This is a genomic window from Amycolatopsis vancoresmycina, assembly GCF_000716785.1.
Classification (GTDB): Bacteria; Actinomycetota; Actinomycetes; order Mycobacteriales; family Pseudonocardiaceae; genus Amycolatopsis; species Amycolatopsis vancoresmycina.
On the sequence record NZ_JNYY01000022.1, the window covers coordinates 97773 to 124264 of the forward strand.

Genomic DNA, 26492 nt, shown 5'->3' on the forward strand with positions numbered 1-26492 from the left:
TCATCTTTCGGCGACGGCGGTCCCCGGACATCCGTGGTGACCACGGAACCCACCACGGAGATCCCGGTACGGACCCGGCGACCAGGCACGATCCGGCATACTCGGTGCCATGCCGACCGCGCCGACGCTCTCGCCGCGCGAGCGCGAGGTCCTGCTGGCCGTGGCCGAGCACCTGACCAACGCCGAGATCGCCGGCCGGCTCTACGTCTCGGTGCGGACCGTCGAAAGCCACGTTTCCGCCCTGCTGCGCAAGCTCGGCGCCCGCGACCGCCGGGAACTGGCCGCGCGGGCGCCGGGACTCGCGACGGCGAGCGAGCCGGCCGGGCTGGTCGTCGGCGCGCCGCAGCCGCCCACCGGCTTCGTCGGGCGGGCGGCCGAACGGGACGCCGTCGTGCGGCTGGTGGCCGAAAGCCGCGTCACGACCGTCCTCGGCCCCGGTGGGGCCGGGAAGACCCGGCTGGCGCTGGCCGCGACCGAGGCCGCCGCCGGACGGTTCCCCGGCGGCGCGACCTTCGTCAACCTGGTGCCGGCCCGGCCGGGTTCGGTGCTCGAGTCGGTCGCCGCCGGGCTCGGTGTCCTGCCGCGGCCGCAGCAGCCGCTGCCCGACGCCGTCGCCGGGCAGCTGACCGGCCGGGCGCTGCTCGTGCTCGACAACTGCGAGCACGTCGCGGACGACGTCGCCGACGTCATCACCGCGCTGACCGGCGCGAACCCGCAGCTGAGCGTGCTGACGACCAGCCGCGAACGGCTCGGCGTGCCGGGGGAGACCGTGCTGCAGCTCGGGCCGCTGCCCGCCGACGGCGAAGCGGTGACCCTGTTCACCGAGCGGGCGAAGGCGGTCGATCCGGCGTTCGACGCCGATCCCGCGCAGGTGGCCGAGCTGTGCCGCGAGCTGAACGGCTCGCCGCTGAACATCGAACTCGCCGCCGCGCGGGTCGCGTCGCTGGGCCTGGACGGGCTGCGGGCCGGGCTGGCCGACGACCCGTTGCGCGTGCTGGCGACCGGGCGCGGCGAACCGCGGCACCGGTCGCTGCGTTCGGTCATCGAGTGGAGCCACCGGCTGCTGAGCGCCGAAGAACGCACGGTACTGGCCCGGGTTTCCCGGTTCCGCCACGGTTTCGACCTCGAGGGCGCCGCGGCGCTGTCGCCCGAGCTCTCCGTCGGCGCGGTGTCCGACGTGCTCGGGCGGCTGGTCGACAAGTCGCTGGTCACCGTGCACCGGGAGCCGGTTTCCTGGACGCTCCCCGATGGCGTCGCCCGGTTCGCCCGCGAGCAGCCCGAGCACTCGGCCGAGGTCGCCGTCCGGTACCGGCAGTGGGCCGCCCGCCGTGCGCGGGAGCTGACCGGACGCCTCGGCGGCGACTGGCGCGACGAGTTCGACCGGATCGCCGACGACCTGCGCGCCTGCGTCGCGGACGGCACGGCGGAGGAGTACGCGCTGACCGCGGATCTGGCCCGGCTGGCCTACGCGCGCGGCTTCCTCGCCGAAGCGGCGGCCCACTGGCGCACGGCCGCGGACCGGGCGGCGACCCCCGCGGCCACCGCCGCGGAGCTGGCCCGCGCGGGCAGCTGCGTGCACCTGCTCAGCCACGCCCGCGACCACTACGACCTGCTGCTCGTCGCGGCCGACCGCGCGGCGGACGACCCCGCCACCCGGGCGGTGTGCCTGGCCACCGCGGTCGTCCTGGCCGAACGGTTCCGCGGCGCCGGGTTCACCACCGACCCGGTGCCGTCGGCCGAACTGGACCGGATGCTCGCGGAGGCCACCCGGCTGGCCGGGGACTCGGCGCCCGTCGCCGTCGCCCGGGCCTGGCATTCCGGCCCGGGCCCGCAGACGGTCACCGCCGAGGCGGCCGGGCAGGCCGTGGCGGCGGCGGACGGCGATCCGTTGCTGCTGAGCGCCGCGCTGGACGCCCGGTGCACCGCGGAAGCCCTCGCCGGCCGCCCGGACCTGGCCCACCGCACGACCCAGGAGCGCGTCGGCCTCGTCACGAAGGCGGATCGCACCGACCCGCACGCGGCGCTGGAGGTGCTGGACGCGTTCCGGTCCGCGATCACCTACGCCGTCGCGACCGGAGAGCTGTCCGACGCGCTGTCGGTGAGCCGGCGCGCCGCCGGCGATCCGGCGCTGGCCGGGCATCCGTACTGGGGCCGCAGCGGCCTGGTCACCACCCTGGCGCTGACCGGCCGCTTCGCCGACGCGCTCGCGCTCGCCGACGAAATGTGGGGCGCCACGGCGGTAACCGGGCTGCCGCGCAACGCGACCCTCGGCGTGCCGCTGCTGGCGGCCGCGCTGGCGGCCGGTCTGTCCGGCGACGAACCGGCGATGACCCGGTGGCGGGCGCGCGCGGCCGGCGTCGCCGGCGTGGCGACACCGGCCGGGTCCGCGAACCTGGCCCCGCTGGACGCGTTCGTCCGGGCCCGGGTCGCCCTGCACACCGGCACCGGTTCGGTGGAGCTGCTCGCGGAGGTCGGCGCCGGGTTCGCCCCGGGCCGGTTCGACGGGTACGCCGTCGGCCTGGCCGCCGAACTGGCGGTGGTGCTCGACAGCGCCGACGCCGAAAACCACCTCCGGCGGGCCGGGCAGCACGCCGCGCACAACCGCTGGACGGCGGCGGTCCTGACCCGTGCCCGCGGCCGCCAGGGCGACGCCGGGCTCCTGAAGGAGGCCGCGGACCGGTTCGCCGAACTCGGTGCCGCTTTCGAAGCCGAGGTGACGGCTACCGCGGCGCGGGCAGCCGGATCGTGACGACGAGCCCGCCGGCCGCGCGGGGCGTGAGCTCCAGCATCCCGTCGTGGGCCCGGACGATGCTGTGCACGATCGCCAGCCCGAGCCCGACGCCGGTGTGCTCGCCGGCGCGGGTGCGTTCCGAGCCGCGCTGGAAGGGCTCGACGAGGGTGGGGACCAGGTCCGGCGCGAGCGGCAGGCCGGTGTTTTCGATCCGCAGCACGCTCGCGTAGCGCCGCGGTTCGGTGTGGACGGTGATGGTGCCGCCGCCCGGCAGGTTGTGGACGATCGCGTTCTGGACGAGGTTCGTCACCATCCGCAGGATCAGCGCCGGCGAACCGGACGCCCGGGCCGGCTCGCCGGTGACGTCGAGCGTGATCCCGCGCTGTTCGGCCAGCGGCAGCAGCGTTTCCGCGGCTTCCTCGGCGACCAGCGAGAGGTCGACGGGCTCGCGGGTGAAGGCGCGGCCGTCGCTGCGGCTGAGCAGCAGGAGCGCCTCGGTGAGGTCGATCGCGCGCGCGGTGACCGCGTGCAGGCGTTCGACGAGTTCGCCGCGGTCGAATTCCGGATCCTTGCGGGCGACGTCGAGCAGGGCCTGCGAAATGGCGAGCGGGGTGCGCAGTTCGTGGGACGCGTTCGCGGCGAACCGCTGCTGTTCGGCGACCCGGGATTCGAGCCGTTCGAGCATCGCGTCGAAGACGTCGGCGAGTTCGCGGAACTCGTTCGCCGGGCGGCCGCCGAGCCGGATCCGGTGCGCCAGCGAGCCACCGGCGGCCAGCCGGGCCGCCTCCGTGATCCGGGTCAGGGGCGCCAGCATCCGGCCGGCCAGCAGCCAGCCGCCCAGCAGACCGAACACCAGGAGGAAGCCCAGCGCGGCCGCCGCGGCGGGGGCGAACTCGCGGATGAGCAGGAACCGGTTGGGGGAGATCCCGAGCAGGCCCTGGTCGTTGTCGGGCACGTACCGCAGCAGGTACGCCCACACCACGGCGAGCAGGACGGCGCCCGCGAGGAGGAGGAACCCGGCGTAGCTGAGGGTGAGCCTGAGCCGGGCGCTGCGCATGGCCGGAGCGTAGGTCGGGCGGGTTATCGCGGGCGTATGCAACGAGGTCGTGCCGCCGGCCGGGGCAGCCGGTTGCGGTCGTCGGCCGAACGCGCCGGACGCTGTTCGCCCGAATCGGCCGTTGGTGATTGACAACCCGGCGCCGGGCAGCGACGGTGTGCACGAGCGTCTGGGAACGCTCCCAGAGTTCGTCCGCCGCCAGTGTGCACAAGGGAGTGCCGATGTGGGGAAGAGCCGGAAAACGTCCTGCCGCGCTTGCGGTCGCGGGTCTCGCGGCCGCGGCCGCGTGCGTCGTCACGTCGACGACGGCCGTGTCGGCGGCGAATGACCCGAGCGCGGCCGCCGCGGCGTTCGCCTGCAAGGTCACCTATTCGGCCAACGACTGGGGAAGCGGGTTCAGCGTCACCGTCGGGATCGGCAACGTCGGGTCTTCGGCGGTCGACGGCTGGACGCTGACCTACTCCTACGCCGGGAACCAGACCCTGCAGCAGGGCTGGTCGGGCACGTGGACGCAGTCCGGCAAGCGGGTCACCGTGGCCAACGCGAGCTGGAACGGAGCCATCCCGGCCGGTGGCTCGGTCAGCACCGGCGCCAACTTCTCCTACAGCGGCACCAACACCACGCCGGTGGACTTCGCCGTCAACGGCGCCGCGTGCACCGGGACCCCGCCGACCACGGCGACCACCCCCATCACGAAACCGACGACCACCACGCCGACCACGACCACGACACCGCCGCCGCCCGGGCCGGCGCCCGCGCTGCACGTCTCGGGCAACAAGCTGCTGACCGCGGCCGGGAAGAACTACCGGCTGCTGGGGGTCAACCGGTCCAGTGGCGAGTTCGCCTGCGTGCAGGGCAAGGGGATGTGGGACAGCGGCCCGGTCGACCAGGCCTCGGTCGACGCGATGAAGGCGTGGAACATCCACGCGGTGCGGATCCCGCTGAACGAGGACTGCTGGCTCGGCCTGTCCGGTTCGCCCAGCGGCGCCACCTACCAGCAGGCCGTCAAGGACTACGCGAAACTGCTGGCGGCCAACGGGATCAACCCGATCCTCGACCTGCACTGGACGCACGGCCAGTACACCGGCAACTCCTCGGCCTGCACCGACGTCAACGCGACCTGCCAGAAGCCGATGCCCGACCGGCAGTACACGCCCACGTTCTGGACCCAGGTGGCCACCGCGTTCAAGGGCGACGACGCCGTGGTGTTCGACTTGTTCAACGAGCCGTACCCGGACGCGGCCGCCAACTGGTCCGACGCGGCCGCCGCGTGGAAGTGCCTGCGTGACGGCGGAACCTGCACCGGCATCGGCTACCCCGTCGCGGGGATGCAGGAGCTGGTCGACGCCGTCCGCGCCACCGGCGCCACGAACGTGCTCATGACCGCGGGCCTGACCTGGACCAACGACCTGACCCAATGGCTGGCCTACCGCCCGAACGACCCGGCGGGCAACGTCGTGGCGTCCTGGCACTCGTACAACTTCAACGCGTGCGTCACGGTGTCCTGCTGGGACAGTCAGATCGGGACGGTCGCCGCGCAGGTTCCGGTGCAGGCCGGCGAAATCGGCCAGAACAGCTGCGCGCACGACTACGTCGACCAGGTGCTGGCGTGGCTGGACGCACACAGCCTCGGGTACACGGCGTGGACGTGGAACCCGTGGGGCTGCAGCGGCGGCAACGTGCTGATCGAGGACTACGCGGGCACGCCGACGAAGACGTACGGCGAGGGCTTCCGGGCCCACCTGCTGACCGTCAACCCGTGACCGGCCCGGGTGCGGCGAGTGCCGGCTCGCCGCACCCGTGCGAGTCTGGGTCCCGGAACAGCCACTCGTACCGGGAGCCGCCGTGGGCAAGCTCGTGCTCGTCGCGCTGCTGGCGGCGTTCGCGCTGGCGCCGCCGCCGGCCTCCGGGACCGGCGGCGACCCGTTCGGACCGGAGCTGCGGGCGCGGATCGCGCGGGCGCAGGCCTACGCCGACAGCCGCCCCGGCGTGACCGGGATCGTGCTGCGGGACCGGTGGACCGGCGCGGTGTACCGCAGCCGCGCGGCCTGGACGCTGATCTGGGCGTGCTCGACGCCGAAGCTGGCCATGGCGGTCGACCTGCTGCTGCGCCAGGACTCGGGCGCGGTATCGCTGACCGCCGGGGACCGCGACCTGATGCACCGGATGCTCCACTCCAGCGACGACGCGGCCGCCCACGCGCTGTGGACCCGCTACGGCGGCGAGGCGGAGTTCGCCGCGCGGTTCCCGGCGTACGGGCTGACCGGCATGCGGTTCAGCGACCGGCACCCGCACCACTGGGGCTGGATCCGCACCACGGCGGACGACCTGGACCGCCTGATGGGCTACGTCCTGACGCGCCTGCCCGCGCGGCACCGCGACTACCTCGTCCGGGAGCTGCGCACGGTCGACGTCAACCAGCGGTGGGGCGTCTGGGGTGCCGGGCCTGCTGCGACGCCGGGGAACAAGAACGGCTGGTCCGACGACAACGACGACGGTTCCTGGATCATGAATTCGGTCGGGTTCGCGGGTCCGCAGGAGCGCTACACCCTCGCTCTGATGAACGACACCCAGGTCGTCGAGAACGGCGAAGAGACCGGCCGCGAGACCACCACCCGGATCGCCGCAATCCTGTTCGGAGGGTATTTCGGCGGCTGAGAGCCATGCCCCGTTCTGCGGGAATTCGGGCGAATCCGTGTTTGGAGGGGCACCCTGCGTAGCTCCTGTGGGGTCTGTGTAAGCTCCGGATTCGCTTGACCGGGTGATCACTCACCCGAATCAGTGGCCGCCGTGGTCGGGGTTGGTGATCTCACGCGGCCCCTAACGGTGTGGTTCGGGCTCGGATAGGAGATTTATGCAGGTCAGGTCAGCTCTCGTGCGTGGCGGGATCGCGGTGCTCGCCGCGGCCGCCGCGGTCATGGTCGGCGCGCCCTCGGCGCTCGCGGACGACGGCGCCGCCCGCGGCCGGGTCAGCGAGAACTCGGGCACCGTCGGCTACCGGATCAACCTCGACGGCGGCGGCGACTACATCGCCAAGCTGTTCGACTTCAAGCTGTCGGACGGTAAGTCGCTCAAGCTCTACTGCGTGCAGATCACCGTCGGCATGCGCACCGACGTGGACATGGTCGAGCGGCCGTGGAACTCCTACCCCGCCGCTAACTCGCCGTTCAAGAAGAACAGCGACAAGATCAACTGGGTGCTGCACCACGGTTACCCGGGTGTGAAGCTGGACGCGATCGCGGACGCCCTCGGCAAGCAGGGCGTCACGGTCCACGACGGCATCTCCGAGCGCGAGGCGATCGCCGCGACCCAGGCCGCGGTGTGGCACTTCAGCGACGGCGTGAACCTCAACCTCCAGAAGCCGCTGGCCGAGAACAACCCGGCCGAGGCCAACGCCGACGTGGCCGCGCTGTACAGCTACCTGACCGGCGACCAGAACAAGGGTCTCGGCGCACAGCCGAAGCCGACGCTGAACATCGCGTCGCCGAAGGGTGACGGCAAGGCCGGCAGCAAGATCGGCCCGTTCGAGGTCGCCACCTCCGGTGACATCACGTCGCTGACCACCGAGCTGCCCGACGGCGTCAAGGTCACCGACGCCGACGGCAAGGAGCTGAAGACCGCCGACGTCAAGGACGGCAGCAAGCTGTTCGTCGACGTCCCGGCCGCGACCAAGCCGGGCAACGGCTCGTTCTCGCTGAAGGCCACCGGCGAGCTGGACACCGGCCGCCTGTTCGTCTCGGAGAACTACGCGAAGCAGCCGGCGCAGTCGCTGATCGTCGCCGACTCGGAGAAGACCCAGGTGGCCGCGAAGGCGACCGCGAACTGGACCGAGGCCGGTGCCGTCCCGAGCACCCCCGCGCCGACCACCCCCGGTGGCGCCCCGTCCGGTGGCGGCGAGCTGGCCAACACCGGTGTCGACGCCGCGGTTCCGTTCACCATCGGCGGCCTGCTGCTCGGCGGCGGCGCGCTGATGCTGCTGCTGAACCGGCGCCGCAGCCGCGCGTAAGCGGTAACCAGCACTGACGAAACCGGGGCCGGTCCACTGTGGACCGGCCCCGGTTTCGTTTTCCGCACCCGACGATCGGATTGCGATCTTCGGGGCAAAAGCGGCGAAGCGCGCGGTAATTGGTCTAGACTTTTTCGCCATGCGCGGTACGACCGTTCCGCCCGGTACGCCCTGCCTGCCGCCCCGGGCGGGGGAACTGCCGATGCACCGCCTGGAGGTGCCGGCCCCGCACGCGCCGCCGTTCGCCGTCGGCACGTTCGACGCGCTCGGCCCGCTGGCGCGCGCGGAGTTCCCGCACCGGCACACCTTCCACGAGCTCGTCCACGTCACCGGCGGCACGGGCGCGCACGTCGTCGACACCGCGCGCTGGCCGCTGCGGCCGCCGCACCTGGGCGTCATCACACCCGGCCAGGTGCACCAGTGGGCCGGCGTGCGCGGCCTCACCGGGCACGTCGTGCTGTTCACCGACGACTTCCTCCTCGACCACCCGGCCGACCGCGAGCTCCTGCGGCGGCTGGGCGAAGGGCCGTGGCTGCGCCTGGACGAGCACGCCGACGCCGGCGTCACGCGGCTGATCGCCGAGCTGGAAGAGGAGTACCGCCGCGGCGGCGACGGCACGGAGTCGGTGCTGCGGGCGCTGGTGCACGTCCTGGTCGTGCGGGCGGGCCGGCTGCTGGGCCCGCCGCCGGCGCCCGCCGGCGCGGTGGCGGCCGAGTTCGTCCGGCTCGCCGGGCGTCCCGGCCCGGGCCCGTGGTCGGTGAGCGAGCACGCCGAACGCCTCGGCGTCACCCCGGGGCGCCTCACCGAAGCGGTGAAGGCCGCGACCGGCCGGACGGCCGCGCAGCTGCTGCGCGAGGCCCGGACCCGGGAGGCCCAGCGGTTCCTGCTCCGCACCGATCTCACGGTCCGGCAGGTCGCCCGCCGCGTCGGGTTCGCCGATCCGGCCTACTTCTGCCGGTTCTTCCGCCGGGAGACCGGGCTCAGCCCCGGTGACTTCCGGCGCGGCGGGGACAAACACCACGACTGACCGGTCCAGTCCATCGTCGGGCACCGGGTGCGCTGCCTACGTTCGAGGGGATCCCCGACCTCCCCACGAGGAGCAGGCATGGACGAAGAAACCAAGCTCAGCCGCAAGACGGTGCTGAAAGCCGCGCTCGCCGCGGGCGTCGCCGCGCCGGTCGCGCTGATCGGCGGCCCGGCGCTCGCCCGCACCAACGCCGCCGGCGGCACGGCACCGGAGCTCACCCCGTCGTGCCACGACGGCGACGAGCCGACGATCGAGCAGACCGAGGGCCCGTACTTCAAGCCGAACTCGCCCGAACGGACCAACCTCGTCACGCCGGGCACCCAGGGCACCCGGCTGACCGTGACCGGCTACGTCTTCGGGCGCGCGTGCCTGCCGATCAACCGGGCCCTGCTGGACTTCTGGCAGGCCGACGTCAACGGCGCGTACGACAACACCGGCTACACCTTCCGCGGCCACCAGTACACCAACGCCCAGGGCGCGTTCACGCTGTCCACGATCGTGCCGGGGCTCTACCCGGGCCGGACGCGGCACATCCACGTGAAGGTCCAGGCACCCGGCAGGCCGATCCTGACCACGCAGCTCTACTTCCCGAACGAGCCGCGCAACAACACCGACACGATCTTCGACGCGCGGCTGCTGATGACCGTGCGGGACAACGGTTCCGCCAAGGAAGCCGCCTTCGACTTCGTGCTCGACGTGCCGCAGACACCGACGTCGACGTCGAACCCACCGACGTCGACGACGACGGGTGCGCCGACCTCGACGCCGCCCGGGGACACGTCCTGGGCGGCGGGTACCACCTACGCGGCGGGTGCCCGGGTCACCTACGGCGGCGTCGCCTACGTGTGCCTGCAGGGGCACACCGCCCAGCCCGGATGGGAACCTCCGGCCGTTCCGGCGCTGTGGCGGGCCGCGTGAGGCGTCCTGCCTGAGGAGGGAGGGAGAACCGGCAGGCCCCGGCCGCATCCCGGGGCCTGCCGCCCCCCAGACTGCGCACGTTAGGGGTCGACGACGGCCCGGCGGCCTGCCAGATTGGGGGCCATGACGATTTCCCTCGACGCTTCGCAGTGGGTGCGGCGCTTCCACCCGGCGCCGGCGGCCGCTGTGCGGCTCGTGTGTTTCCCGCACGCCGGGGGATCGGCGAGCTACTACCACCCGGTTTCGGCGGCACTGGCGCCCGCCGTCGAGGTGCTGGCCGTGCAGTACCCGGGCCGCCAGGACCGGCACGCCGAAGCCCCGGTCGACGACCTGTTCGTGCTCGCCGACCGGCTGGCGGACGTGCTCGCCGCGGAGACCACCGGGCCGGTGGCGTTCTTCGGCCACAGCATGGGCGCCAGCCTGGCCTTCGAGGTCGCGCGGCGGCTCGAAGCGCGGGGAACGCGCCTGCTCACCCTGTTCGTCTCCGGCCGCCGCGCGCCTTCGACGGTCCGCGACGAGCGGATCCACGAGAAGGGCGACGACGCGCTGCTGGCCGAGGTCAAGCGGCTCGGCGGCACGGACACGTCGGTGCTCGACGACGAGGACATCCGCGGCCTGGTGCTGCCGGCGCTGCGCAGCGACTACAAGGCGGCCGAGCTGTACCGCTACCGCCCCGGGCCGGACGTCGGCTGCCCGATCGTGGCGCTGATCGGCGACAGCGACCCGAAGGTCACCGAAGCCGAGACGGGCCCGTGGGCCGAGCGCACGTCCGCGGAGTTCGAGCTGAAGACGTACCCGGGCGGCCACTTCTACCTCAACGACCACGCCGGGGCGGTCATCCGGCTGATCGGCGACCGGCTCGCCCGGCCAGGGCCGCTCTGGGTGTTCCAGTACCAGAGCCCGGTCTTCCACGCGACGGCCGAGTTCTGCTCCACCTGCCACGGGTTGCCGAGCAGGTCGATGCCGAGCGCGTCGCCGGCGGCCTTGTAGTTGAAGTTCCAGCTCAGCTGGATCGGGCCGCGGCCGTAGTAGGCGGACTGGCCGGCCGGGCAGCCGTAGGGCTGGTTCCAGTCGCAGTAGTGCGGGTAGTTGGCGGTGTTCTGCTCGACGATGTAGACGAGCCCGCCGGTTTCGTGGTCGACGTTGGCGAGGAACGCGGCGGCTTCCTGCTTCTTCACCGTGTCGCTGCCGGTGGTGGCGAAGCCGGGGTAGGCCGAGAGGGCCGCGGTCAGGCCGCTGTAGCTGTAGAAGGAGTTGCGGCCGGGGAAGATCTGGTTGAACTGCGCTTCGCTGACCACGAACGCACCGGGGTTGCCGGGATCGGTGCCGCCGCCGCAGCTGTAGGGCTCCCAGTACCAGGTGCTGATCACGGGGTCGTAGCCCGGGTTGGCGTTCTTGGCGCGGTAGTAGCCGCCGTTGGTGTAGCGCACGATGGCGCCGACGTCGTACCACTGGCCGGCCACCCAGTTCGGGTAGCTGCAGGTGCCGGGGTCGGTGCCGCCGCAGCTGTAGGGCTCCCAGTACCAGGTGCTGATGACCGGGTCGTAGCCCGGGTTGGCGTTCTTGGCGCGGTAGTAGCCGCCGTTGGTGTAGCGGACGACGGCGCCGACGTCGTACCACTGGCCGGCGACCCAGTTCGGCGCACTGCACGCGGCGGCGGCCGCCTGCGGAGCGTGCCCGGTGGCGGCGGGCACGCCGAAAACGAGCCCGGCTACGGCGGCGACGGCGGACAGGACCGCGACAAGACGTCTTCTCAAGACTCGCTCACTCCTTCGGCCACGACGGAACCCGGGCGCGCGAGGCGCCCGCGTCGGGGGTGGGGGGTGCTCATCCGGCCGAGACGAACGTGACAACGGTCACTAGAGCAGATTGGTCTAGTCCAGTCAAGAAAGCCGGGGGCAGCGGGCAAGGGTTCTGCGCGAACGTCCCTGAGGCTGCTGGAGGGGGTTTGCCGGCCGGGTCGCGGTGGCAGCAGCTCGGCTTACGTCGTCCGGGTCGCGCGATCTGCCGCAGTGCGCGGTCCGCGGTGACCGGTGCGTGGTCGAGGGGCCGGTGCTTGCTGCCCAGCGCGCGGGGCGCAGGCGCGAGGCCGATGCCTGCAACTCAGTGCGCGGTGCCCCGATGCCTAACCGCCCGATTCACCGGGGCCGGGCGACGCGGCGGGGAACAGCCGCGTGGCCCGTCCGCCCGTCACCGCGCTTGCGGGATCCGCACCTGCGCGGCCGGGGCGAGGTGCAGGATGCGCTGCAGCCTCGCCCGGCCCAGCCGGTGGAGCATCTCCCCGAGCTCCTCCGGCGCGATGCTCCCTTCGAGGTCGATGCGCGTCGTCCGGACGACGCGATCGATCTCCGAGGCGGGGAGCCGCCCCGCGAACTCCCCGGCCAGCCACACCCCGACCTCGTCCACGACGTCGTCCGCCCGGTGGCTCCGTACGGTCATCGCTCTCCTCGTTTCGGATCGCCTTCTTGCCCAGGTCGAAGCCGGAAAATCCCAGCCCGACGCGAGTCCGACGAGCGAGCGGGGGAGCCATGACGCCGAATCGGCGAAGTTCGTCGCACAAAAGCTTTCCGTGGTCGAACCGGTGAGTACCGTGACGCCTTTATCACTCACATGGGCTGTTCGCCGTCCGAAGTTGTCGGCCGTTCGGGTAGAAATCCGCGGAACCTCCCCCATGGCGCGTCTGTCTCAGGACCCTGGAGACGTCCGACAGAGCGGGCGTTCCTCGCGGGACGCGGAACGGAGACGCGATCCATGGGCCGGTACGACCGCACCGACCTCGGGGCGTACAGCCTGGGGTTGCTCGACGCGGCCGACGCGGCCCGGGTCGAACGGCACCTGGCGGCGTGCCCGGACTGCCGCCAGGAGGTCCGGGAGTTCGAAGCCGTCCGCGGGATGCTGGACCACCTGGTCGACGTCAAGTCCACTTAGGAGGGACCGGCCTCACCGGGACGCCGCCGCCTTCACCGTCCGCAGCACCGGCGCCGTCTCCAGCGTCCGGATGGCGTCGAGCGCACCCAGCCGGTGGGTCAGGTAGTGGTGCAGCGCCGCCGCGTCCGGGCAGAGGGCCTGCGCCACCAGGTTGGCCGGTCCCGTCGTGGCCGCGACGATCGCCACCTCCGGGTGCTTGGCCAGCGTCTTCGCCACCCGGTCGAGGTGGGCCGGCGCCACCGCCATCCAGAGCAGCGCCTGCGTGGTCGCGCCCAGCAGCGCCGGGTCGATCTCCAGGTCGAAGAACACCGTTCCGCCGGCCTGGAGGTCGGCCAGCCGGCGCGCGACGGTCGCCGCCGACCAGCCCGTGGCCGTCGCCAGTTCGGCGAGGCCCGCCCGCCCGTCGCGCTGCAGGGCCGCCATCAGGGCAGCGTCGTCGCTGGTCAGGGGCTTGCCCGGGCCCGGGTGCACCGGGGTGAGCGCCGCGATCTGCGCCGCGTCGAGGGAGTTGGCGCGGCCGAGCCACGCGGTCGGGCCGCCGAAGTAGCGGTGCAGCAGCTGGTGCGCCGAGACCGCCGTGACGCTCGCCGTGCGCGGGATGTCCCGCAGCAGCAGCGAGTGGTCGCTCGCCGCCGTCGTCTGCACGTTCACGCAGATCTCCGTGCCGCCGGACATCAGCTTGATCCACGCCGTGTCGGCGCGGCGGGCGAGCGCGTGGGCGAGTTCCTGCGCGGTGTGCGGGGTCGCGGTCAGCCGGACCATCCACTCGGCCTGCCCGGCACGCTGCGGGTCCGGCAGGCCGACGACGCGAAGGGACGCCTCCGCGCGGAGCCGGCGGTAGCGCCGCGCCACGGTCTGCGTCGAGACGCCGAGGACGTCGCCGATCTTCGTGAACGGCGCCCGCCCGTCGATGTGCAGCGCGTGGATCAGGGCGCGGTCGACGTCGTCCAGCATGGTCATATCCCTCATTGAAGCGCAAATCACGGAACGAATCCGCTATCTGAAGGCTACGGCTGGAACTGGTAATGATCTCGCCGTCAAGGTGGGCGCCGAACGAAAGGAGGCACCCCGTGCCCACCACCACGCGTTACCGGCGGCGCTGGGCCGCATTGGCCGTGCTGCTCGTCGCCGAGGCGATGAACCTGCTCGACGCGACGATCGTCCAGGTGGCAGGCCCCGCGATCCACGCCGGACTCCCCGGCCCGGCCGCCGACGTCCCGTGGTTCAGCGCGGCCTACACGCTGCCGTTCGCCGCCTTCCTGATCACCGGCGGGCGGCTCGGCGACATCTTCGGCCGGGCCCGGGTCTTCCGGCTCGGCGTGGCGGGTTTCGCGCTCGCGTCAGCGGCCTGCGCGGCGGCCGGGGACGCCGGGCTGCTGATCGGGGCGCGCGGGGTGCAGGGCGCGGCGGCCGCGCTGGTCATCCCGCAGACGATCGGCCTGATCCGCGCCCTGTTCGACGGCGACGAGCGCGCGAAGGCCCTGGGCACCATCGGGCCGGTGATGGGTCTGTCCGCGGTCACCGGCCCGCTGCTCGGCGGCCTGCTGACGCAGTCGGTGTCGTGGCGGGCGGCGTTCCTGGTCAACGTCCCGCTCGGGCTCGCGGTGCTCCTCGCGGCGCGGCTGCTGCGGGAGGACCGGGCCGCCACCCGGCCCCGGCTGGACGTCGTCGGCACGGCGCTCGCCGCCGGCGGCGCCGGGCTGCTGGTCTACCCCCTGATCGACCCGGCCGGGACGAACTGGGGCCTGCTCGCGGCCGGGGTGGCGGTGCTGGTGGTGTTCGGCTTCCACCAGCGCCGCGCGGCGGCGCCGCTGGTCGAGCCGAGCCTGTTCGCCAACCGCGGGTTCCCGGCGGCGCTGGCCGGCTCGCTGCTGTTCTTCGCGGTGATGACGGGCCTGATGCAGGTCGTGCCGATGCAGCTCCAGCTCGGCCTCGGCGCGGACGTCCGCACCGCGGGCCTGACGCTGCTGCCGCTCTCGGCCGGCCTCGCGGTGTCGTCGTACGTCGCCGGTGCCCGGCTGGTGCCGAAGTTCGGCGCGCGGGTGATGTTCGCCGGGCTCGCCCTGCTGACGGCGGGCATCCTCGCCGCACTGGCCGCGGGGGTGGGCGCGTACCCGTGGGCGCTGGCGCTGTGCGGGCTCGGGATGGGGGCGTTCACGGTCCCGTTCTTCACGGCCGCCCTGGACCGGGTCCGGCCGGCCGAGACGGGCTCGGCCGCCGGGCTGCTCAACGCGGTCCAGCAGCTCGGCGGCACCCTGGGCGTCGCGCTCCTCGGCGGCCTCTACCTCGGCACCGGCAAGGCGACCACGGCGCTCGGCCTGGGGGCCGCGCTGGCCGTGGCCGCCGCGGTGGCCGTGGTGCCCCTCAGTAGTCGTCGCGGCCGGTGAACTGCTGTTCCAGCAGCTCGGCCGCGCCGGCGACCAGCTCGAGGGGGTCGATGAACTCGTTGATGTCGAGGTTGATCAGCGGCAGCGAGTGCCGCAGCACGACGTGGTCGCCCATCACCGCGATGCCGCCGACCACGATCGCCTCGCCGACCTCGGTCAGCACCTCGAGCAGGTCGACCTCCTCGTGCCGGGCGAACGGCGTGGCGATCTGGACCCAGTCCTCGCGCTGGTCGAGGATTTCGCGGGCGATCACGACGATCTGCGCCCGCTGCTCGGTGTCGGGATCGTCGCCGAACACCAGGCGGATGCGCAGCTCGTCGGGTTCGTCGCGCACCACCCGGTACGCCTGCCTGATGTACGCGACCAGGTCGCCCCACTCCGCCACGCTCGACTCCGTCCTCGTGCCAGTCCGAACGCTCAGCGTAGCGATCAGGCGGCGCCGATCCGGTCGAGATCCGCGAGAACGTCCGCGGGCAGTTCGAGCTCGGCGGCGGCGAGGTTCTCGCGCAGGTGCGCCGTCGAGGACGTGCCGGGGATCAGCAGCATCGACGGCGACCGCTGCAGCAGCCAGGCCAGCGCGACCTGCATCGGCGTGGCACCGAGCCGGGCGGCGCAGTCGTCGAGCAGCCCCGACTGCAGCGGGCTGAACCCGCCGAGCGGGAAGTACGGCACGAAGGCGGTCCCTTCGGCGGCGCACTTGTCCACCAGGTCGTCGTTTTCGCGGTGGGCCAGGTTGTACTGGTTCTGGACGCAGACCACCGGCGCGATCGCCTTGGCTTCGTCGAGCTGCTCGGCGGTGACGTGGCTGACGCCGAGGTGCCGGATCAGCCCCTGCTGCCGCAGGTCGGCGAGCACCCCGAACGGTTCGGCGAGCGACATCGCCACGGGGTAGCCGCCGGAGGCGTCGCTGAGCCGCAGGTTGACGACGTCGAGCGCGTCGACGCCGAGGTTGCGCAGGTTGTCGTGCACGGCCTGGGTGAGCTCCTCGGCCGACAGGGCGGCCGGCCAGCCCTTGTCCGCACTCCGCCGCGCCCCGACCTTCGTCACGATGACGAGCGGCTCGGGGTACGGGTGCAGGGCCTCCTTGATCAGCGCGTTCACGGTGTGCGGGCCGTAGTAGTCGCTGGTGTCGAGGTGGGTGACACCCCGTTCGACGGCCTCCCGCAGCACGGCGACGGCGGCATCGTGGTCCCGCGGCGGCCCCCACACCCCGGGACCGGCCAGCTGCATGGCGCCGTAACCCATCCGGGTCACGGGAAGTCCGCCGCCGAAGGAGTACGTGCCACCGAGGTTCGCCATGCTTCTCCTTGCTCCGGGGTGCCTCCACGGAAGTCTAGGCGCGGCGGCCCGGGTCTTCGCGCCACCCGGTTTTGTCGGTGCCCTCCGGTAGACTGGAAATCGGGGGCTGCTCACGCCGTTTCCCTTGCGCCGCAACGGAAATCGGCGCTCGTAGTTCACCCGGTTCAGTGATGATCTTTCGCACGCGTGTTCGGTAGCGTCGTTCATGTGACCGCGAAAGGAGATCACCGTGCACACCTCAACCGCAGAGGCCCTTGCCCCGCAGCACCCGCGTCACCGACTCCTGCACCCGGGCCGGTGGCAGCTCCCCGGCCTGCACCGCCTTCACCAGGCGGTCGAGCACCTCGTCCACCCGGCCCCCGGAGGACCACAGCGCCTGGTCCGCGCCGGCCTGCAACGCCTTCAGGACCGCGTCCGGCAGCGAATACTGCGCCGTGATCGCCTTCATGGCCCCGAGATCGTCCGTCACGACCGGCCCGGTGAAGGCGAATTCGCCGCGCAGCAAGCCGTACGCGGCCGGAGACAGCGAAGCCGGCACCCCGCCGGTCAGGTCCGGCACGTCCAGGTGACCCATCATCACGCCGACCGGGCCGTAGCCGGCCAATCCGCGGTACGGCACGAGGTCGACCGCCCGCAGCCGGTCGAGCGGCGGCGTGACCACCGTGCCCTTGTGGGAGTCGCCCGAGCCGTGGCCGTGGCCCGGGAAGTGCTTCAGCACGGGCTGGATGCCCGCGTCGCGCAGCCCGGCCGCGAACGCGGTCGCGTACGTCTTCACCCGCGCCGGGTCCGGGCTGAACGACCGGTCGCCGATCACGTCGTCGTCCGGCGCGTCCGTGACGTCGGTGTCCGGGGCGAAGTCCACCGTCACCCCGCGGGCGCGCAGCTGGCGGCCGCGCTCGGCGGCCAGTGCGCGCACCTCGTCCGGCGACTTCGTGGCGGCCAGCACCCTGGCCGACGGCAGGTCGCCGTCGAGGTCGTCGATGCGCTGGACGCGGCCGCCTTCCTCGTCGACCGAGACCGCCACCGGCACCTTGGCCGCGCCCTGGACCGCGGCGAGCGCGCGGTCTTTCAACAACGCTGTTGCGTTACCGCCGATGAAGATCCCGCCGACCTGGTGGTCGCGCACGAGGGCGACGGTGGCCGCCGGGTTGTTGCCGGAGACACCGACGACCACCAGCTGGGCGACCTGGCTGCGGACGTCGAGGCCGTTGACCACGGACGCGCAGTCGCCCGGCCGGGCGAGCCGGGAGGTGGGCACGGACGGACCGGGAGCCGGAGCCGCCGGAACAGCAGATTCCCGGGGCAGGGCCAGCCCGGGCACGGTCCGCGGTTGCAGGCCGGCGACCAGGGAACACCCGGCCACGATGGCGAACGCCGCCCCGAAGGCGGCAAGACGTCGGCGGTTCATCGGTCCCTTCACTCGTCCGTGTATGCCCCGACGGTAGTCGACGGCCGAACTTCACGGCGTGAAGAACGGCGCCGCCCGCCTTAGAGATTTCGTGAAGGCGCCCTCAGCAGACTGACGCTGTCAGGGATCGGCGTGGGCGGAGGAGGGTTCGATGGACCAGGTGCGAGTGGCGGCGTGGGCGTCCGACCCGATCGCGTTGACCGGGCTGATCAACCACCTGAAGGCCCGCCCGGAGCTGCTGGTCCTGCCGCGCGCCCGCCGGGGTGAGGCCGCCGTGCTGGTGTTCGCCGTCGGGGAGGTCGACCGGGAGGCTGTTGCCGCCCTGCGTGCCGCGTCCGCCGAGTCGCCCGCCGCGATCGTGCTGGTCGCCGGGCACGTCGACCCCGCGCACGTCGGGTTGCTCGCCGACTGCCACGTCTCCGCCGTGCTGCCGCGGACCGCGCTCGACCGGCTCACGGCGAGCGTGCTCGCGGCCGCGCGGGGCCGGTCGTCGTCGCTGCGCGAGCAGGTCGAGGCGATGGCCGGCGAGGGTGGCGGTGCGGCGCTGACGCCGCGCGAGGTGGATGTGCTTCGCCTGATGGCCGAAGGCTGGGACACTGCCGAGATCGCGGGCAAGCTCTGCTACTCGGAACGGACCGTGAAGAACGTCATCTACGCCATGACCAACCGGCTCAACCTGCGCAACCGGCCGCACGCGGTCGCCTACGCCGTGCGGGCCGGTGTGATCTGAGGAAGCCTGTTGCGAACGATCGCCCGCCGGACCGCCATCGTGGTCGCCGCGTTGATCCCGCTCGCCGCCTGCAGCCCGGCTGACACCGGGGGAAAGACGAAGCTCACCATCGCGACCTTCGGGGAGTTCGGGTACGCACCCCTGATCGCCGAGTACGAGAAGCTGCACCCGGACATCACGGTGCAGAACCGCGTCACCGACTTCGACACCCACCACAAGGGGCTCGCGACGCAGCTCGCCACCGGGCACGGCGCGGCCGACGTCGTCGCGATCGAAGAGCAGTACATGCCGCAGTACCGGAAGGCGAAGGACAAGTTCGCCGACCTCGCGGCCTACGGCGCTCGCGACCTCGAACACCAGTGGGTGCCGTGGAAGTGGGCGCAGGGCACCGACGGCGCCTTCGTCCTGGGCCTCGGCACGGACATGGGCAGCCTCGCCCTCTGCTACCGGCGTGACCTGTTCCAGGCCGCGGGCCTGCCGGCCGACCGGGACGAGGTCGCGAAGCTGATGCCGGACTGGAACGCCTACGCGGCCACGGCGGACCGGTTCGCCGCCAAGACACCGGGCGTGAAGTTCGCCGACTCGGCCGGCACCGTCTACACGGCGATGCTCAACCAGTCGCCCGAGAACTACTTCTCGCAGCGGGACGACTCCTTCATCGCCGACCGCAACCCGAGCGTCCGCGGTGCTTTCTTCCTCGCCGGCGGGATCGCGGCGAAGAAGCAGACCGCGGCGGCGACCACCTTCACGCAGGCGTGGAACGTGGCGATCAAACAGGGTTCCTTCGCCACCGTCGCCTGCCCGGCGTGGATGCTCAGCCAGATCAAGGAAGCCGGTGGTGACGGCAACCGCGGCAAGTGGGACGTCACGACCGTGCCCGGCCGGAGCGGCAACCAGGGCGGCTCGTTCCTGACCGTGCCGAAGCAGGGCGCGCACCCGAAGGAGGCGTACGAGCTCGCCCGCTGGCTGACCGCACCGGAACAACAGAAGAAACTCTTCCTCTCCGACGGCATCCTGCCCAGCGAACCGGCCGTCTACCAGGATCCGCAGGTGGTCGCGCACACCGACCCCTACTTCGGCGACGCGCCGATCGGGCGGCTCTTCGCCGCCTCGGCCGACCAGCTGCGGCCGAACTACCGCGGCCTGCGGGACGCCGACGTCCGGCCGGAGTTCGGCCGCGCGCTCGGGCGGATCGAGGACGGGACCGAGAACGTCGACCAAGCCTGGGCGCAAGCCGTCCAGCAGGCGCAAGCCGTCCTGAAGTAGCCGCGCGTGCAGCACCGGCTCGCCCGTTTCGACCGCAAGGTCACGCCGTTGCTGCTCGTCGCGCCCTTCTTCGCGCTCTTCGTCGTCTTCGGCGCCTTTCCCCTGCTGTACACGGCGTGGGTTTCGCTGCACGACTGGAACCTGCTCGAAGGCGACCAGGGCTCTTTCGGCGTCGCGAACTACGGCGACCTGCTCACCGACCCGAACTTCTACAACGCCCTCGTCAACACCGTGAGCATCTTCCTGCTCGCCGCGGTCCCGGAATTCCTGCTGGCGCTGGGCATCGCGGCGCTGCTCGACCGGCCGCTGCGCGCCGCGACCTGGTGGCGCACCGGGGTCCTGCTGCCGAACGTCGTGTCCGTCGTTGCCGTCGGGCTCGTGTTCGGGCAGCTGTTCAGCCGCGACTTCGGTGTGGTCAACGAGGTTCTCGGCTGGTTCGGCGTGGCGCCGGTCAACTGGCAGGCGACGACCTGGTCTTCGCACTTCGCCGTCGCGAGCATGGTGCTCTGGCGCTGGACCGGCTACAACGCGCTGATCTACCTGGCCGCGATGCAGGCCGTCCCGGGCGATCTGTACGAGGCCGCGGAGCTCGACGGTGCCTCGCGGTGGCGGACGTTCTGGTCGATCACCGTGCCGGGCATCCGGCCGGCCTTGGCCTTCACCGCCATCGCCGGCACGGTCAACGGCCTGCAGCTGTTCGCCGAGCCGCAGCTGTTCGACGCCGGTGGCTCCGGCGGGACGGGCGGCAACGACCGCCAGTTCCAGACGCTCGTCATGTACCTGTACGAGAAGGGGTTCACGCACCTCGACGCCGGTTACGCGGCCGCCCTGACGTGGGTGATGTTCGTGATCTGCGCGCTGTTCGCGCTGGTCAACTACCGGCTGGTGCGCCGGTTCGTGAGGTCGGCGTGACGGCCCGGCGCCGGCCCGGCGGCTGGGTGTACGCGCTGCTGACCGGGGTGCTCGGCGCGTCGGTCTTCCCGCTGTACTGGTCGTTCGTCGTGGCCACGCGCGACAACTCGGCGATCGGGGAGACGTCGCCGCTGCTGCTGCCGGGCGGGCACCTCGCCGAGAACGTGCGGCGCGTCTTCGACACCGTCGACTTCTGGCTGGCCATCGGGAACTCGCTGATCGTCGCGACCACCGTCACGGTGGCCAACGTCGTGCTGGCCGGTCTCGCCGGGTTCTCCTTCGCGCGGCTGCGCTTCCGCGGCCGCAACACGCTGTTTTTGCTGGTCGTCGGCTCGGCCATGGTGCCGGCGCAGCTCGGGGTCATCCCGCTGTACCTGGTCGTCGGCGATCTCGGCTGGTACGGGCGGCTCGAAGCGGTGATCGTGCCGGCGCTGGTCAGCGCCTTCAGCGTGTTCTGGATGCGGCAGGCGTGCGAGAACGCGATCAGCGCGGACCTCGTCGACGCCGCGACCGTCGACGGCTGCTCGATCCTGCGCATCTACTGGCACGTGGCGGTGCCCGCGCTCCGCGCGCCGGCCGCCGTGCTCGCGATGCTGACGTTCATGGCCACCTGGAACGACTACTTCTGGCCGCTGGTCGTCCTCGACCCCAACGAGACGCCGACTGTGCAGGTCGCCCTGTCGCAGCTGGCCAGCGGCTACTACACCCACTACGCGCTGATGCTCACCGGCGCGACCGTCGCCGTCGTGCCGGTGGTCGCGCTGTTCCTGCTGCTGGGCCGCCACATCGTGCGAGGCATTGTGAAAGGGGCACCGGTATGACCTTCCCGGCGGGTTTCCTGTGGGGCGCGGCGACCGCGTCCTACCAGGTCGAAGGCGCGGTGGCCGAGGGCGGCCGCGGACCGTCCATCTGGGACACCTTCGCCGCGGCCGACGGCAAGGTGCTGGGCGGCGCGAGCGGCGCCGTCGCCTGCGACCACTACCACCGCTACCCCGAGGACATCGGCCTGCTGGCCGGCCTCGGCCTGAACGCCTACCGGTTCTCGGTGGCGTGGCCGCGGGTGATGCCGGACGGCCGGACGACGTCCGCGGCCGGTCTCGCCTTCTACGACCGGCTGGTCGACGAGCTGCTGAGCCGGGCCGTCGTGCCGGTGCTGACGCTCTACCACTGGGACCTGCCGCAGGCCCTGGAAGACGCCGGGGGCTGGCCGGAGCGCGACACGGCCGCCCGGTTCGCCGACTACGCCGCGGTCGTGCACACCGCGCTCGGCGACCGCGTGAACCAGTGGACGACGATCAACGAGCCGTTCTGCGCGGCCTTCCTCGGCTACGGCAGCGGCGTGCACGCACCGGGCGTCCAGGACCACGAAACGGCGCTGGTCGCCGCCCACCACCTGCTGCTCGCGCACGGCTTGGCAACGCGCGCGCTCGCCGGGCAGGCGCGGCCGGGTCACGAGTTCTCCCTGGCCCTGAACTTCGCCCCGGCCATCCCGGACGGCGACACCCCGGCCCACCGCGAGGCGGCCCGGAAGTTCGACGGCATCCACAACCGGTTCTTCCTCGACCCGGTGCTGGGCCACGGCTACCCGGAAGACGTCCTGGCCGACGCCAAGCACCACGGCGGCCGCTTCGCGGCGGCGGTGCGCGACGGCGATACCGACGTCATCGCGGCGCCGATCGACTGGCTGGGCGTGAACTACTACGCGCCCGCGCGCGTCACGCCGCTCGAGGACCCGCAGGCGCCGAGCAACTGCCCGCTGCCGACGTTGCGTGGCTTGGACGTCCTGCCGGCTCCGCCGCCGCTGACGGCGTTCGGCTGGGAACAGGCACCGGCCACCCTGACCGACCTCCTGCGCCGGCTCGGCACCCGGTCCGGCGGGCTCCCGCTGGTGGTGGCCGAGAACGGCGCGTCCTTTGTGGACAAAGTGGTCGACGGCCGGGTGTTCGACGCGGCCCGGGTGAACTACTTCATGGAGCACCTGCGCGCGGTCCACGACGCCATCCGCGACGGCGTCGACGTCCGCGGGTACTTCGCGTGGTCGTTGCTGGACAACTTCGAGTGGGCGATGGGCTACACCCAGCGGTTCGGCCTGGTGCACGTCGACTTCGAGACCCAGCAGCGGACGGTCAAGGAGTCGGGCCGCTTCCTCGGCCGGGTCGCCAGGGCCAACGCGCTACGGCCGCCGCCGGACGGCGTCGGCGACGCCCGAGCGTGACGGGGTCTCCAGCTTGCCCAGCAGGCGGGCCACGTGGGCCTGGACCGTCCGGCGCGGCAACGACAGCTCCGCCGCGATGTCCGGGTTGGACCGGCCCTCCGCGACCAGGCCCGCGATGCGGATCTCGATCGGCGTCAGCGACTCCCAGCCGTGGCCCGGGCGGATCGGCGAGAACAGCGCGCCGCGGCGGACGCCGAGGCGGCGCAACCGGGTTTCCGCGCGGCGCAGGTCCCAGCGGGCCGCCAGTGCCGTGTACAGCTCGGCGGCCTCCTCGAACGCCGCGTGCGCCGCGTCCAGGCGGCCCGCTCGGGCCAGCAGCACCGCCGCGTCCTCCAGCGCCGAGGCCAGTTCCGGGCGGCGGCCGACCGCGCGGAAGTGCTCGGCCGTCGCCAGCACCGGAGCCGGGTCCTCCTCGATCAACCCCCGGCACCACGACGCCGCCGCGTGCGCCCGCGCCGGACGTCGTTCCTTCGCCGCCTCCTCCTCGCACACCGCCAGTGCCCGGCGCGCGCGGACGGCGTCGTCGTGCTCCATCGCCAGCCGCACGAACGCCGGGAGCCACTGGTGCCGCAGCATCATCTGCGCGTACGTCGGGTTCAGGATCGGCTCGAGGACGGCCAGCGCGCGGACGCGGTCGCCGCGCTGCTCCGCCGCCAGGGCGTCGGCGACCAGCAGGAAGTCGAAGCTTTCGCGTTCGGCGCCGGTGGCTGGGGCGTACTCCTCCGCCGCGTCGAGGTGGGCGGCCGCCTGGGCCCGGTCGTCGCGGCGGCCCGCGATCAGCGCCGCGACGCCGTGCAGCAGCAGCGCCGCCGGGCCCGGTTCGCGCAGGCCGTTGAACGTGATCGCCGGGCCGTCCTCGATGACCGTGTCCAGCTCGACCAGCGCCTCGTCCCAGCGGCCTTCCCAGTACCGGTGCACCGCGGCGGACACCTGCAGCCCGACCGGCAGCGCGTGCCGGGCGGCGACTTCACCCGCCGCCCGCAGCGCGTCACCCGCCTCGGCCAGCCGGTCGAGGTTCTGCAGCGTGAACACGCGGTTGTCGAGCAGGTCCAGGTGCAGGTCGGCCAGCTCGTGCTCGTCGCCGACGGCCTCGATCGCCGCGTCGATGTGGCCGAGCGCGCGGTCGTGCTCGCGGCGCACCGAATCGACCAGCCACAACGACTGCAGCGCGTGCGCGGTCAGGTAGGGGTCGCCACCGGCGAACGCCTTCGTCTCGTGCGCCGCCTTCTCTGCACTGTCCAAATCGGACAGGTCGCCGCGCCGGAAGTTGGCCAGCAGCTGCCGGTGCTTGACCCGCCAGAGCTCCGGCACGGCCGGGTCGTCGACCGACGCGGCGAGCGTCGCGACGGCCCCCTGGGTGTCGCCACGGCGGTGTCGCAGCGCCGCAAGCACGTGCCGCATCTCCTCGACGGAATCCGGGTCGGCCGCGGCCTCGATGGCCTGCCGCGCCAGCGCTTCCGGGCTGCGTTCCAGCCGGAACAGCACCTTGACCAGCGCCACCAGCAGCGTCTCCCGGCGCGGGCCGGTGCCGTCGCACGCGGCCAGCGCGCGTTCGAGCAGCTCGACGGCGATCAGCGGCGCCCGGGTCGACACGGCGGCGTGGTGCGCGGCGAGCCAGCCCAGCACCCATTCGTCCACTGTGGCCGGTGCCGCCACCAGCTGCTCGGCGACGCGCTTCACCGGCGCGCCGATCCCGGCGAGCGCCTCGGCGGCCTGCCGGTGCAGTGCCGCCCGCGTCGCCGACGGCAGCCGGTCGTACAGCGCCTGGCGCAGCAAGGGGTGGCGGAACGCCAGCTGTGTCCCGGTGTCGATGAGCACGTTCGCCGTCACGGCTTCTTCCAGCGGCTCCAGCAGGTCCGACGGCCGGGTGCCGAGCACCGCGGCGACGTCGCCGACGGCGAACTCCATGCCCAGCAGCGCGCCCCAGCGCAGCACTTCCTGCGTCCGCGCGGTGAGGAAGTCCAGCCGCCGGTCGACCGCGGCGACCAGCGACCGCGGGGCCTCGAACTCCGCCGGGTCGTCGACGTCGGCCTCGCCGCCGCTCACCTCGACCGCACCGGCGCGCGTCAGGACGTCGACCATTTCCTTGACGTACAACGGGTTCCCCGCGCCACGGGCGGCCAGCTCGCGCAGCCCCGGCCCGGGCGGCGCCCCGAGCTGGTCCTCGATCAGCCGCCCGACGTCGTCGCCGGTCAGCGGTGCGAGGTCGAGCACGACCCCGTCCCGCGCCTGGACGCCGCGGCGCAGCTGGGCGAGCTCGGCGCGGTCCGGCGCCGGGCGGGTCGCGGCCACCAGCAGCAGCGGCAGCTGCCGGGTCGCCGCGCAGAGCCGGTGCCAGACCAGCACGGACGCCTCGTCCGCCCACTGCAGGTCGTCGAGCACCAGTACCTGCGGCGACTGCGCGCACAGCTCGTCGACCAGTGCCAGCAGCCGGTCGACGGCGCCGAGCACCGGGTCGGCCGGTCCCCAGCTGCGCCGCACCGGGCTCTCGCCCGCGAGTTCCGCGGCCACCCGCGCGCGCCGCGGGTCGGGCGAACGCACGTCGATGGCCAGGCACTCCAGCACCACCTGCAGCGGGAACCGGGTGCTCAGCTCGTCGGCCGCCGCCCAGAGCCGCTGGAAGCCGGGGCCGTCGGGCAGCGACCCGGCGAGCAGCGCGGATTTGCCGATCCCGGCCTCGCCCTCGATCCAGACCGCCCGCCCGCGGCCGGCGCGGACGTCGGCGACGAGCTCGGCGAGCCGGGCCGTCTCGGCTTCCCGCCCGAACAGCCGGTGCCCGGCGACGACGACCGGCGCCGCGGGCGCGTCGAGCGCCGGGTCCTGGGCGAGGATCTGCTGCTGGAGCCGTTGCAGCGCGGGACCGGGTTCGACGCCCAGCTCGGCGACGAGCGTGGCCCGGGCGTCGCGGAAGACGTCGAGGGCGTCGGCGGGCCGCCCGCTGCGGTAGAGGGCGAGCATGAGCGACTCCCGCAAGGGCTCCCGCAGCGGGTGTTCCCCGGCCAGCACGGCCAGCTCCGGCGCGAGATCGAGGTGCCCACCGAGGGCCAGCAGGGCTTCGGCCCGCCGTTCGAGGGTGTCCAGCCGGAGCTCGGCGAGGTATTCGCGGTGCCGTTCGGCGAACCCGCCGGGAACCCCGGACAGCGCCTCGCCCTGCCAGAGCGCGAGCGCGGCGTCGAGTTCGGCGACGGCGGCCCGCGGATCCCCCTGGTCGAGGTGCCGTTGCGCGCGTTCGCGGTGCCGTTCGAACAGGGCCGCGTCGAGCGCGTCTTCGCCGAGCAGCAGGGAGTACCCGGCGGGATCCGACACCAGGACACTGGCCGCCGACCAGCGCGACCGGTCCGGTTCGAGGGCCCGCCGCAGCCCGGAGACGTAGGTGTGCACGCTGCCCTCGACGCTCGCGGGCGCGGAATCGCCCCAAACGCCGGCGATCAGCTCGGCCCGAGGCACCGGGCGGCCGGCATTGACCGCGAGCACCGCGAAGATGGCACGCTGACGGGCGGGGCCGAGGCCGATTTCGGCCGCCCCGAGCCAAGCCCGCAGCGGGCCGAGCACGCCCACCCGCAGGCGGGTGTCCGCATCCCCTGGCATTGGTGCCGTCCCCTCTGGGG

21 protein-coding genes and 1 pseudogene are annotated in these 26492 nt (G+C 73.0%); 14 read left to right on the forward strand and 8 right to left on the reverse strand.

Features of this window, described 5'->3' with window-relative positions:
- Nucleotides 1–109: 109 nt before the first annotated feature.
- Complete coding sequence (locus OO60_RS37305) at nucleotides 110–2749, forward strand: ATP-binding protein (protein WP_051767883.1); 2640 nt, start codon at nucleotides 110–112, stop codon at nucleotides 2747–2749.
- Here the strand turns inward: OO60_RS37305 and OO60_RS37310 are convergent.
- Nucleotides 2721–3788, reverse strand: coding sequence for a sensor histidine kinase (locus OO60_RS37310; protein ID WP_051767885.1), 1068 nt, complete (start codon nucleotides 3786–3788; stop codon nucleotides 2721–2723). The two genes, OO60_RS37305 and OO60_RS37310, sit on opposite strands and share 29 nt — an antisense overlap.
- A gap of 221 nt (nucleotides 3789–4009) precedes the next feature.
- Between OO60_RS37310 and OO60_RS37315 the strand changes: the two genes are divergently transcribed.
- The 6 genes and pseudogenes from OO60_RS37315 to OO60_RS45600 all read left to right on the forward strand — a co-directional run.
- Nucleotides 4010–5551: a cellulase family glycosylhydrolase gene (locus tag OO60_RS37315; protein ID WP_033263121.1), complete on the forward strand. Its 1542-nt coding sequence runs from the start codon at nucleotides 4010–4012 to the stop codon at nucleotides 5549–5551.
- Between the two features lie 82 nt (nucleotides 5552–5633).
- The gene (locus tag OO60_RS37320) at nucleotides 5634–6446 is read left to right on the forward strand and encodes a serine hydrolase (RefSeq protein ID WP_004559599.1); all 813 of its coding nucleotides are present in this window, start codon (nucleotides 5634–5636) and stop codon (nucleotides 6444–6446) included.
- Between the two features lie 196 nt (nucleotides 6447–6642).
- A complete protein-coding gene (locus OO60_RS37325; RefSeq protein ID WP_033263122.1) occupies nucleotides 6643–7794 on the forward strand; it encodes a thioester domain-containing protein in 1152 nt (383 codons plus the stop codon).
- A 202-nt stretch (nucleotides 7795–7996) separates the two neighbouring features.
- Nucleotides 7997–8821 carry a helix-turn-helix domain-containing protein gene (locus tag OO60_RS37330; protein ID WP_081911301.1) on the forward strand — a complete coding sequence of 275 codons (825 nt, stop codon included), beginning with the start codon at nucleotides 7997–7999 and terminating at the stop codon, nucleotides 8819–8821.
- A 78-nt stretch (nucleotides 8822–8899) separates the two neighbouring features.
- On the forward strand, nucleotides 8900–9739 hold the full coding sequence (locus OO60_RS37335; protein ID WP_003080188.1) for a dioxygenase family protein: 840 nt from the start codon (nucleotides 8900–8902) through the stop codon (nucleotides 9737–9739).
- Between the two features lie 123 nt (nucleotides 9740–9862).
- Nucleotides 9863–10537, forward strand: a pseudogene (locus tag OO60_RS45600) (thioesterase II family protein); the annotation flags it as partial.
- 11 nt (nucleotides 10538–10548) lie between these two features.
- Here OO60_RS45600 and OO60_RS48285 read toward each other — a convergent pair.
- Nucleotides 10549–11496 (reverse strand): glycoside hydrolase family 19 protein, encoded by a 948-nt coding sequence (locus tag OO60_RS48285; protein ID WP_162186961.1) that lies wholly within the window; start codon nucleotides 11494–11496, stop codon nucleotides 10549–10551.
- Nucleotides 11497–11929: 433 nt separating this feature from the next.
- Nucleotides 11930–12178: a hypothetical protein gene (locus tag OO60_RS37345; RefSeq protein ID WP_003080179.1), complete on the reverse strand. Its 249-nt coding sequence runs from the start codon at nucleotides 12176–12178 to the stop codon at nucleotides 11930–11932.
- Nucleotides 12179–12490: 312 nt separating this feature from the next.
- On the opposite strand from OO60_RS37345, the gene OO60_RS46125 reads away from it, so the two are divergent.
- The gene (locus OO60_RS46125; RefSeq protein WP_003080177.1) at nucleotides 12491–12667 is read left to right on the forward strand and encodes a zf-HC2 domain-containing protein; all 177 of its coding nucleotides are present in this window, start codon (nucleotides 12491–12493) and stop codon (nucleotides 12665–12667) included.
- 12 nt (nucleotides 12668–12679) lie between these two features.
- Here the strand turns inward: OO60_RS46125 and OO60_RS37350 are convergent, their stop codons facing one another.
- Nucleotides 12680–13627 (reverse strand): Lrp/AsnC family transcriptional regulator, encoded by a 948-nt coding sequence (locus OO60_RS37350; protein WP_033263124.1) that lies wholly within the window; start codon nucleotides 13625–13627, stop codon nucleotides 12680–12682.
- 110 nt (nucleotides 13628–13737) lie between these two features.
- Here OO60_RS37350 and OO60_RS37355 point away from each other — a divergent pair, with 110 nt between their 5' ends.
- Nucleotides 13738–15054, forward strand: a complete 1317-nt coding sequence (locus OO60_RS37355; protein WP_033263125.1) for an MFS transporter — start codon at nucleotides 13738–13740, stop codon at nucleotides 15052–15054.
- On the opposite strand, the gene OO60_RS37360 is transcribed toward OO60_RS37355, so the two are convergent.
- From OO60_RS37360 to OO60_RS37370, 3 genes are all read right to left on the reverse strand, one after another.
- Entirely contained in the window at nucleotides 15032–15439 is a 408-nt protein-coding gene (locus OO60_RS37360) for a hypothetical protein (RefSeq protein ID WP_003089197.1), read from the reverse strand. The genes OO60_RS37355 and OO60_RS37360 overlap by 23 nt on opposite strands.
- Before the next feature lie 44 nt (nucleotides 15440–15483).
- A complete protein-coding gene (locus OO60_RS37365; protein ID WP_003089199.1) occupies nucleotides 15484–16353 on the reverse strand; it encodes an oxidoreductase in 870 nt (289 codons plus the stop codon).
- A gap of 238 nt (nucleotides 16354–16591) precedes the next feature.
- The gene (locus OO60_RS37370; protein WP_033263126.1) at nucleotides 16592–17761 is read right to left on the reverse strand and encodes a glycoside hydrolase family 3 N-terminal domain-containing protein; all 1170 of its coding nucleotides are present in this window, start codon (nucleotides 17759–17761) and stop codon (nucleotides 16592–16594) included.
- A 151-nt stretch (nucleotides 17762–17912) separates the two neighbouring features.
- On the opposite strand from OO60_RS37370, the gene OO60_RS37375 reads away from it, so the two are divergent.
- Genes OO60_RS37375 through OO60_RS37395 form a run of 5 tightly spaced genes read left to right on the forward strand, consistent with a single transcriptional unit; the run spans nucleotide 17913 to nucleotide 22884 of the window.
- On the forward strand, nucleotides 17913–18491 hold the full coding sequence (locus OO60_RS37375; protein ID WP_003089204.1) for a helix-turn-helix transcriptional regulator: 579 nt from the start codon (nucleotides 17913–17915) through the stop codon (nucleotides 18489–18491).
- 9 nt (nucleotides 18492–18500) lie between these two features.
- Nucleotides 18501–19757: an ABC transporter substrate-binding protein gene (locus tag OO60_RS37380; RefSeq protein WP_003089205.1), complete on the forward strand. Its 1257-nt coding sequence runs from the start codon at nucleotides 18501–18503 to the stop codon at nucleotides 19755–19757.
- Between the two features lie 6 nt (nucleotides 19758–19763).
- Nucleotides 19764–20669 (forward strand): carbohydrate ABC transporter permease, encoded by a 906-nt coding sequence (locus OO60_RS37385; protein WP_003089207.1) that lies wholly within the window; start codon nucleotides 19764–19766, stop codon nucleotides 20667–20669.
- Complete coding sequence (locus tag OO60_RS37390) at nucleotides 20666–21490, forward strand: carbohydrate ABC transporter permease (RefSeq protein ID WP_003089209.1); 825 nt, start codon at nucleotides 20666–20668, stop codon at nucleotides 21488–21490. The genes OO60_RS37385 and OO60_RS37390 overlap by 4 nt, the downstream gene beginning before the upstream one ends.
- Complete coding sequence (locus tag OO60_RS37395; RefSeq protein ID WP_003089211.1) at nucleotides 21487–22884, forward strand: GH1 family beta-glucosidase; 1398 nt, start codon at nucleotides 21487–21489, stop codon at nucleotides 22882–22884. The genes OO60_RS37390 and OO60_RS37395 overlap by 4 nt, the downstream gene beginning before the upstream one ends.
- Here OO60_RS37395 and OO60_RS37400 read toward each other — a convergent pair.
- On the reverse strand, nucleotides 22843–26472 hold the full coding sequence (locus OO60_RS37400) for a BTAD domain-containing putative transcriptional regulator (RefSeq protein ID WP_244885636.1): 3630 nt from the start codon (nucleotides 26470–26472) through the stop codon (nucleotides 22843–22845). The genes OO60_RS37395 and OO60_RS37400 overlap by 42 nt on opposite strands.
- Between the last annotated feature and the right edge of the window lie 20 nt (nucleotides 26473–26492).

Coding starts and splice junctions, on each gene's coding strand:
- OO60_RS37350 (WP_033263124.1), bottom strand. CDS start 13,627: ATGACCATGCTGGACGACGTCGACCGCGCCCTGATCCACGCGCTGCAC.
- OO60_RS37395 (WP_003089211.1), top strand. CDS start 21,487: ATGACCTTCCCGGCGGGTTTCCTGTGGGGCGCGGCGACCGCGTCCTAC.
- OO60_RS37370 (WP_033263126.1), bottom strand. CDS start 17,761: ATGAACCGCCGACGTCTTGCCGCCTTCGGGGCGGCGTTCGCCATCGTG.
- OO60_RS37345 (WP_003080179.1), bottom strand. CDS start 12,178: ATGACCGTACGGAGCCACCGGGCGGACGACGTCGTGGACGAGGTCGGG.
- OO60_RS37315 (WP_033263121.1), top strand. CDS start 4,010: ATGTGGGGAAGAGCCGGAAAACGTCCTGCCGCGCTTGCGGTCGCGGGT.
- OO60_RS37335 (WP_003080188.1), top strand. CDS start 8,900: ATGGACGAAGAAACCAAGCTCAGCCGCAAGACGGTGCTGAAAGCCGCG.
- OO60_RS37375 (WP_003089204.1), top strand. CDS start 17,913: ATGGACCAGGTGCGAGTGGCGGCGTGGGCGTCCGACCCGATCGCGTTG.
- OO60_RS46125 (WP_003080177.1), top strand. CDS start 12,491: ATGGGCCGGTACGACCGCACCGACCTCGGGGCGTACAGCCTGGGGTTG.
- OO60_RS37400 (WP_244885636.1), bottom strand. CDS start 26,472: ATGCCAGGGGATGCGGACACCCGCCTGCGGGTGGGCGTGCTCGGCCCG.
- OO60_RS37310 (WP_051767885.1), bottom strand. CDS start 3,788: ATGCGCAGCGCCCGGCTCAGGCTCACCCTCAGCTACGCCGGGTTCCTC.
- OO60_RS37330 (WP_081911301.1), top strand. CDS start 7,997: ATGCACCGCCTGGAGGTGCCGGCCCCGCACGCGCCGCCGTTCGCCGTC.
- OO60_RS37325 (WP_033263122.1), top strand. CDS start 6,643: ATGCAGGTCAGGTCAGCTCTCGTGCGTGGCGGGATCGCGGTGCTCGCC.
- OO60_RS37365 (WP_003089199.1), bottom strand. CDS start 16,353: ATGGCGAACCTCGGTGGCACGTACTCCTTCGGCGGCGGACTTCCCGTG.
- OO60_RS37305 (WP_051767883.1), top strand. CDS start 110: ATGCCGACCGCGCCGACGCTCTCGCCGCGCGAGCGCGAGGTCCTGCTG.